The following is a 7,826-nucleotide window of genomic DNA, read 5'->3' as shown; positions in this document are numbered from 1 at the left end:
CTTCCTAAGACCGCTTGGCCTCCGACTTTCGAGTGCAGAACTCACCCCTCCCGAACGTTCGACACGGTGTTCCCGAACGTTCGACTCACCCAACCTGAACGCTGAACTCACCCGACCTGAACGTACGACTCGCGCGGTCTGAACGTACGACTCGCGAGGTCTGAACGTACGACTCGCGCGAGTCGTACGTTCGTGACGCGCGAGTCGTACGTTCAGGACGACCGTGTCGTACGTTCGCGACCCCCGAGTTCTGCGTTCGGGACGGGTGGGGGTGGGGGTGGGTGGGTCTGGGAAGCTGGTGGGGTGCGGATCCGTCGTGTTGTGACCACGCGTGAGGGCGGCGTGTCGAAGCCGCCGTATGAGTCGTTCAACCTGGGTGATCACGTGGGGGACGACCCGGTGGCGGTGGCCGCCAACCGGGAGCGGCTGGCCGTGGGGATCGGGTTGGCGCCCGAGCGGCTGGTGTGGATGGAGCAGGTGCACGGGCGGACCGTCGGGGTGGTCGACGGGCCCGTGGACGGACCGCTGGAGGCCACCGACGCCGTGGTCACCGCGCGGCCCGGGTTGGCGCTGGTCGTGCTGACCGCCGACTGCGTGCCGGTGCTGATGGGCGATCCCGAGGCGGGCGTCGTGGCCGCGGTGCACGCCGGGCGGGTGGGGGCCCGGGTCGGCGTGGTGCCGGCGGCGCTGGCGCGGATGGTCGAGCTGGGCGCGGAGCCGGGGCGGGTCGAGGTGCTGCTGGGGCCGGCGGTCTGCGGGCAGTGCTACGAGGTGCCGGCCGACATGCGGGCCGATGTGGACAGGCACCTGCCGGGCAGCGCGAGCAAGACGCGGGCCGGCAGGCCGGCGCTGGACCTGCGGGCCGGGCTGTGGCAGCAGCTGGCCGACGCGGGGGTCGGCCGGATCGGCCTCGACCCGCGCTGCACGGTGGAGGAGAGGTCGCTGTTCAGCCACCGGAGGGAGCCGGGCACGGGCCGGCTCGCCGGGGTGGTTTGGGTGGACGGGTGAGCGGGCAACCCCGCGGGGGAGCGGAGGGGGAGCGCTTGGAGCGGCGCGAGGAGTTGGCGCTGTCGCTGGCCGAGGTGCGGGCGCGGATCGCGAAGGCGTGCGCGGCCGTCGGCCGGGACGCCGACGAGGTCGGCCTGCTCGCGGTGACCAAGACGTTCCCGGCCGAGGACGTGGCGATCCTGCACGACCTCGGGCTGGCGGAGTTCGCCGAGAACCGCGACCAGGAAGCCGGTCGGAAGACCCGCGAGTTCGCCGGGCTGCGGCCGGGCGCGCGGGTCCGCTGGCGCATGGTCGGCTCGCTCCAGCGGAACAAGGCGCGGTCGGTGCTGGGCTGGGCCGACCGGATCGACACGGTCGACTCGACGCGCCTCGCCGACGCCCTCGCCAAGGCCGCGACCGAGCCGGTGGAGGTGCTGCTCCAGGTCAGCATCGACGGGGACGCGGCGCGGGGCGGCCACCCGATCGGTGACCTACCGCGACTGGCCGATCACGTAGCACGTTCGGGTGAACTTATTCTGCGGGGTGTGATGACCGTCGCACCCCTCTCCATGTCTCCACAGCAGGCGTTTGCTGCTCTGTACGAAGCGGTAACCCGCTTGCGGGACGATCATCCCGATGCCACCGTGATCTCGGCGGGGATGAGTGGTGACCTGGAAGATGCCATCGCACACGGCTCGACGTGCGTGCGTGTCGGAACAGCGTTGCTGGGCAGCCGGAGACTAGCCTCGCCGTAACTGTCCGGAACCTCCGGGACGACCGCGACGTCCTTGCGGGTAGGGATCATCGGCGGAGGAAGGGCTCGAACCATGAGCGGGTTTCACAAGCTGAAGGCCTACTTCGGGATGGTTCCCGCCGAGTACGCCGACGACCCCGACGCCTACGACGGTGACCGCCGCTACTCGGACTACCGGTCCGACTACGCCGAGGCCGACGACTACGAGCCCTACCCGGAGCAGCGCAACAACCGCCGTCGCTCGTTCAACGGCTACCGGCCCGAACTGGAGGAGGCGGACGACTACGAGCCCGATCGAGGTGCCCGACCACGTCGACCGTGGACGCCGGAGACCCAGGGTGCGCTGGCCATCGAGCCCCAGCGCGAACCCGTGAGCAGGGTGCGCCCGACCCCTCCCGAACCCGCGCCCCACCAGCTGGGTCGCATCACCACGCTGCACCCGCGCAACTACAACGAGGCGCGGACCATCGGCGAGCACTACCGCGACGGCACGCCGGTGATCATGAACCTCACCGACATGGACGACGCGGACGCCAAGCGGCTGGTGGACTTCGCGGCGGGGCTCGCGTTCGCCCTGCGCGGGTCGATCGACAAGGTCACCAACAAGGTGTTCCTCCTCTCACCTCCGAACATCGATGTGACGGCGGAGGACCGGAGGCGACTCGCGGAGGGCGGGTTCCTCAACCGCGACTGAGGGGTGGCACAGTTGACGCTGTGGATGCCCTCTGGCTCGTGGTCTACTACGTGTTGTTCTCGTTCTGGGTGCTGCTCACGGCGCGTGTCGTCGTGGAACTCGTCCGAAGTTTCGCCAGGGGCTGGCGGCCTGCGGGCGGGGTCGCCGTGGCCCTGGAGACCGTCTACACGGTGACCGATCCCCCGGTCCGCCTGCTGCGTCGGCTCATCCCGACCGTGCGGATCGGCGGCGTTGGTCTGGACTTGTCCATTATTGTGCTGTTGCTGGTCGTTATCATTCTGATGCGAGTAGCCGATCCCAGGTGAGGGGACCAGGGATGTCCACAGCCCAGGAGTGCGTGAGGTGATCTGATGCCGTTGACCCCCGCGGACGTGCACAACGTCGCGTTCAGCAAGCCGCCGATTGGCAAGCGGGGCTACAACGAGGACGAGGTGGACGCGTTCCTCGACCTGGTTGAGGGCGAGCTCGCCCGCCTGATCGAGGAGAACAACGACCTGCGCCAGCAGGTCGAGCAGCTCGACCAGCAGGTCGAGACGGCGCGTGCCGACCTGGAGGACGCGCGGGCGAAGATCGCCGCGGGTGTCGGTGGTCCCAGTCGGGTCGTCGACGAGCCCCGCAGGCTCGCCCCCGTGCCGCCCCCCTCGGCGCTGGAGCAGACCTCGCCCGGTGGTGGCGGTGACCACCACGTGCAGGCCGCCAAGGTCCTGGGCCTCGCCCAGGAGATGGCGGACCGGCTCACCGGGGAGGCCAAGGCCGAGGCCGACGGGATGCTGTCGGAGGCCCGGACCAAGTCCGAGCAGCTGCTCTCCGAGGCCCGCTCCAAGGCGGACACCATGGTCAACGAGGCGCGCACGCGTGCCGAGACCATGCTGAACGACGCGCGAACCCGTTCCGAGACGCTGGAGCGGCAGGCCAGGGAGAAGGCCAGCGCGCTCGACCGCGACGCGCAGCGCAAGCACGCCGAGGTGATGGGGAACATCACCCAGGAGAAGAACACGCTGGAGAAGCAGATCGACAAGCTCCAGACGTTCGAGCGCGAGTACCGCACCAGGCTCAAGACGATGCTCGAATCCTCGCTGCGCGACCTCCAGGACCGCGGCCCGGCCGCACCGTCCGACGGTCGTCAGCAGGGCGGGTACACGTTCGGGGCCCGTGCCGAGGCCGGCTGATCGGCCGGCGTGCGGTGCCGGCGTGCGGCGCTGATCTAGTCTGCTGCACGTGCTGTACGTAGTCCTGCTGCTGGTGCTGGTCGCGCTGGGTCTGCTCGTGCCCGCGCTGACCAGCACCCAGAGCCACTGGGCCTGGTTGTCGGTGGGCGCCAGCGGGGCCGCCGCGGTGGTCCTGGTGCTCGACTGGTGGCGTCGTCGTCGCCGGTCGGGTGTCGGGGGCGCGTCGGTCGGTCCCGCGGGTCCTCCGGTGGTGCCGGTCGGCGGGCGGGACCGCGGTGGTGATTTCGAGAGTGCCGGTGGCGCCGCCCCGGCCGCGGCTGATCGGACCGACTTCGGGGGTCGGGACGGTGGGGGTGCGGTCGGTGGCGGCGCTGCTGTGCTCGGGGGTGTCGAGCCGGGTGAGGTCGAGCCTGGCGGTGTTGGGCCCGGTGAGGTCGAGTCCGGCGTCCGGTCTGATGACGTCGAGCCCGATGACGTCGAGCCCGGTGAAGAGGACGCGGACGCGGCGGACTCGCTCGTCGTGGCCGACCTGACCGACGAGGTCCGGGTGCTCGACGAGCGGCCCCGCTACCACCTGGTCGACTGCCCGTGGCTCGGGGCACGGGACTCGCTGGCGCTGCCGATCGACGAGGCCCGCCGGCTGGGGTTCACGCCTTGCGCGGTGTGCGCGCCGGACGCCTCGCTGGCGGCTCGTGCGCGGGGTGCGCGGGAGGAGCCGTAACGCGGGCTGCGCGGGAGCCGTAGCCGGGAGGTCGGCTGCCTGCCTCGGGGAACAACCGGGTGGCGCGGTCGGTTACCCTTGGTGGTAGCACGGCGTTGACCCGGCCATCACCGGTGAGCCTCCGGAAGAACGGGCGCGAGTCCCAGTAGAACCGGACGGGTGCGGCCCGTCACAGCCGCCGAACGAGAGGCCAGTGCCTTCGCGCCCTGGCAAGCGAGGTGGTACCGCGGTGCGCCCGCAGCGGCGTGTCGTCCTCGTGAGCCGGTTGTACGCGAGCGAGGAGTGGCACGATGGCCTACCCGAAGGCAGGCGAGGGGTCCGTTCCCTCCCAGCCGTCCTTCCCCGTCCTGGAAGAGGGCGTGCTCGACTTCTGGAAGTCCGACGGGACGTTCCAGGCGTCGATCGACGCCCGCCCGGCGGGTGACAGCGGGTCCAACGAGTTCGTCTTCTACGACGGCCCGCCGTTCGCCAACGGCCTGCCGCACTACGGCCACCTGCTGACCGGGTACGTCAAGGACGTCGTCCCGCGCTACCGCACCATGCGCGGCGAGCACGTCGAGCGCCGGTTCGGGTGGGACACCCACGGCCTGCCCGCCGAGGTGGAGGCCGAGAAGCAGCTCGGGTTCTCGTCCAAGAGCGAGATCGAGGCGTTCGGCATCGAGAAGTTCAACGACGCCTGCCGCACCTCGGTGCTCCGCTACACCGACCAGTGGCGCGACTACGTGACCCGGCAGGCCCGCTGGGTGGACTTCGACGACGACTACAAGACGCTCGACCTGGACTACATGGAAAGCGTCATGTGGGCCTTCAAGACCCTGTGGGACAAGGGCCTGGTCTACGAGGGCTTCCGGGTGCTCTGGTACTGCTGGCGCTGCGAGACGCCGCTGTCCAACACCGAGACCAAGATGGACGACACCTACCGGACCCGGCAGGACCCGGCGGTGACGGTGGGCCTGCGCCTGGAGACCGGCGAGCTGGCCCTGGTGTGGACGACGACCCCGTGGACGCTGCCGTCCAACCTCGCGGCCGCCGTGCACCCGGACGTGGACTACGTGGTGGTCGAGGTCGGTGGCGAGCGGTACCTGCTGGCCGAGGCCCGGGTGCCCGCGTACGCGCGTGAGCTGGGCGAGGAGCCGCCGGTGGTGGCCCGGCTGAAGGGCGCCGACCTGGTCGGGCGCCGGTACCGGCCGCCGTTCGACTTCTTCGCCGGGCGCGAGAACGCCCACCAGGTGCTCGCGGCCGACTACGTCACCACCGAGGACGGCACGGGCATCGTCCACATCGCCCCGGCCTTCGGCGAGGAGGACAAGGCGGTCACCGACGCGGCGGGCATCGAGGTCGTGGTGCCGGTCGACGCGCACGGCCGGTTCACCTCCGACGTGCCGCCGTACGAGGGCCTCCAGGTCTTCGAGGCGAACAAGCCGATCATCCGGGACCTGCGCGAGGCCGGCCTGCTGCTGCGCCACGAGACCTACGACCACCCGTACCCGCACTGCTGGCGGTGCGACAACGCGCTGATCCAGCGCGCGGTGTCGTCGTGGTTCGTCGCGGTGTCGCGGTTCAAGGACCGCATGGTCGAGCTGAACCAGCAGATCAACTGGGTGCCCGAGCACATCCGTGACGGCCAGTTCGGCAAGTGGCTGGAGAACGCCCGCGACTGGAACATCTCGCGCAACCGGTTCTGGGGCTCGCCGATCCCGGTGTGGGTGTCGGACGACCCGGCGTACCCGAGGGTGGACGTGTACGGCTCGCTGGACGAGCTGGAGCGCGACTTCGGCGTGCGGCCGGCCGACCTGCACCGGCCGGGCATCGACGCGTTGACCAGGCCGAACCCGGACGACCCGTCGGGTCGGTCGGTGATGCGGCGGGTGCCCGAGGTGCTGGACTGCTGGTTCGAGTCCGGGTCGATGTCGTTCGCCCAGGTGCACTACCCGTTCGAGAACCGCGAGTGGTTCGAGGACCACTACCCGGGTGACTTCATCGTCGAGTACAACGGGCAGACGCGCGGGTGGTTCTACACCATGCACGTGCTGGCCACGGCGCTGTTCGACCGGCCGGCGTTCCGGAACTGCGTGGCGCACGGGATCGTGCTGGGCGACGACGGGCAGAAGATGTCCAAGTCGCGCCGGAACTACCCGGACGTGAACGAGGTGTTCCGGCGGGACGGGTCCGACGCCATGCGGTGGTTCCTCATGGCCTCGCCCATCCTGCGGGGCGGTGACCTGGTGGTCACCGAGCGGGGCATCCGGGACGCGGTCCGGCAGGCCGTGCTGCCGCTGTGGAACTCCTGGTACTTCCTGGCGCTGTACGCGAACGCCGGTGACGTCGAGGGGACGTGGCGGACGGACTCGCCGCACGTGCTGGACCGGTACGTGCTGGCGAAGACGCACGACCTGGTGGCGGGCGTGGGCGCGCAGCTGGACGCGTACGACATCTCCGGCGCGTGCGCGTCGATCCGCGAGTTCCTGGAGGTGCTGACCAACTGGTACGTGCGGCGGTCGCGGGACCGGTTCTGGGCCGGCGACCGGGACGCGGTCGACACGCTGCACACGGTGCTGGAGGTGGTCTGCCGGGTGGCGGCGCCGCTGCTGCCGCTGACGGCGGAGGCGGTGTGGCGCGGGCTGACCGGTGGGCGGTCGGTGCACCTGACCGACTGGCCGGTGGCCGCCGACCTGCCCGGCGACGAGGCCCTGGTCACCGCGATGGACAAGGTGCGGCAGGTGGCGTCGACCGCGTTGTCGCTGCGCAAGGCCAACAAGCTGCGGGTGCGGTTGCCGCTGGCCGAGCTGGTCATCGCTTCGGCGGACGCGGGCGTGCTGGAGCCGTTCGTGGAGGTGCTGCGCGACGAGGTCAACGTGAAGTCGGTGTCGTTGACGGCGGACGTGGACGCCTACGGGCACTTCCAGCTGGCGGTGAACGCGCGGGCCGCCGGGCCCCGGTTGGGGCCCGCGGTGCAGAAGGTGATCAAGGCGGTGAAGGCCGGGGACTGGGCCGAGGTCGACGGGCGCGTGGTGGCGGCCGGGGTCGAGCTGCTGCCGGAGGAGTACGAGCAGCGGTTGGTGGCCCGGGAGGCCGGGGCGACGGCGGCGCTGCCCGGGAACTCCGGGTTGGTGGTGCTGGACACCGCGGTGACCGAGGAGCTGGCGGCCGAGGGGGTGGTGCGCGACCTGGTGCGGTTGGTGCAGCAGGCCCGCAAGGACGCCGGGTTGGACGTGTCGGACCGGATCTCGCTGGTGCTGGGGTTGCCTGCCGACGTGGAGGCGGCGGTGCGGGGGTTCGAGGCGTTCGTGAGGTCGGAGACGTTGGCCGAGTCGGTGGGGTATTCGGCTGGTGTCGAGGGTGTTGAGGGGGTCGTAGGGGAGGGGCGGAAGGTTCGGGTCGCGGTGTCGCGGGTCTGAGCTTGGTTGGCCTTGGGTGGGTCCGGCTCGATGTGACATGGGGCCCTTACGAGTACCGGAGGCAGGCCGCAGCCGGCAGGCACGGCGGGGTAAAGCGTCCCGC

Annotated in this window: 7 protein-coding genes; all 7 read left to right on the top strand. The window is 70.8% G+C overall.

The genetic code is table 11. The features are described from left to right. Positions 1–303: 303 nt before the first annotated feature. The gene (pgeF, locus tag ACFP3R_RS24430; protein WP_380638724.1) at positions 304–1,008 is read left to right on the top strand and encodes a peptidoglycan editing factor PgeF; all 705 of its coding nucleotides are present in this window, start codon (positions 304–306) and stop codon (positions 1,006–1,008) included. Next, positions 1,005–1,742: a YggS family pyridoxal phosphate-dependent enzyme gene (locus ACFP3R_RS24425; RefSeq protein ID WP_380638723.1), complete on the top strand. Its 738-nt coding sequence runs from the start codon at positions 1,005–1,007 to the stop codon at positions 1,740–1,742. The genes pgeF and ACFP3R_RS24425 overlap by 4 nt, the downstream gene beginning before the upstream one ends. Positions 1,743–1,814: 72 nt before the next feature. After that, on the top strand, positions 1,815–2,435 hold the full coding sequence (locus ACFP3R_RS24420) for a cell division protein SepF (protein WP_380638722.1): 621 nt from the start codon (positions 1,815–1,817) through the stop codon (positions 2,433–2,435). 20 nt (positions 2,436–2,455) lie between these two features. Then, positions 2,456–2,740 carry a YggT family protein gene (locus ACFP3R_RS24415; protein WP_380638721.1) on the top strand — a complete coding sequence of 95 codons (285 nt, stop codon included), beginning with the start codon at positions 2,456–2,458 and terminating at the stop codon, positions 2,738–2,740. Positions 2,741–2,785: 45 nt separating this feature from the next. After that, positions 2,786–3,604: a DivIVA-like cell division protein Wag31 gene (gene wag31, locus ACFP3R_RS24410; protein WP_380638720.1), complete on the top strand. Its 819-nt coding sequence runs from the start codon at positions 2,786–2,788 to the stop codon at positions 3,602–3,604. 49 nt (positions 3,605–3,653) lie between these two features. Further along, on the top strand, positions 3,654–4,325 hold the full coding sequence (locus ACFP3R_RS24405) for a hypothetical protein (protein WP_380638719.1): 672 nt from the start codon (positions 3,654–3,656) through the stop codon (positions 4,323–4,325). 290 nt (positions 4,326–4,615) lie between these two features. Further along, positions 4,616–7,723, top strand: coding sequence for an isoleucine--tRNA ligase (ileS, locus tag ACFP3R_RS24400; RefSeq protein ID WP_380638718.1), 3,108 nt, complete (start codon positions 4,616–4,618; stop codon positions 7,721–7,723). Positions 7,724–7,826: the final 103 nt, after the last annotated feature.

The organism is Saccharothrix lopnurensis (genome assembly GCF_042658445.1).
GTDB classification, from domain to species: Bacteria; Actinomycetota; Actinomycetes; order Mycobacteriales; family Pseudonocardiaceae; genus Actinosynnema; species Actinosynnema lopnurensis.
The sequence above is the reverse complement of the archived record's forward strand: the minus strand, read 5'-3'. Positions and strand labels throughout refer to the sequence as shown.

What these genes read in the sequence shown, in the direction of transcription:
- wag31 (WP_380638720.1), top strand. Translation starts at nt 2,786, where the DNA reads ATGCCGTTGACCCCCGCGGACGTGCACAACGTCGCGTTCAGCAAGCCG.
- ileS (WP_380638718.1), top strand. Translation starts at nt 4,616, where the DNA reads ATGGCCTACCCGAAGGCAGGCGAGGGGTCCGTTCCCTCCCAGCCGTCC.
- ACFP3R_RS24420 (WP_380638722.1), top strand. Translation starts at nt 1,815, where the DNA reads ATGAGCGGGTTTCACAAGCTGAAGGCCTACTTCGGGATGGTTCCCGCC.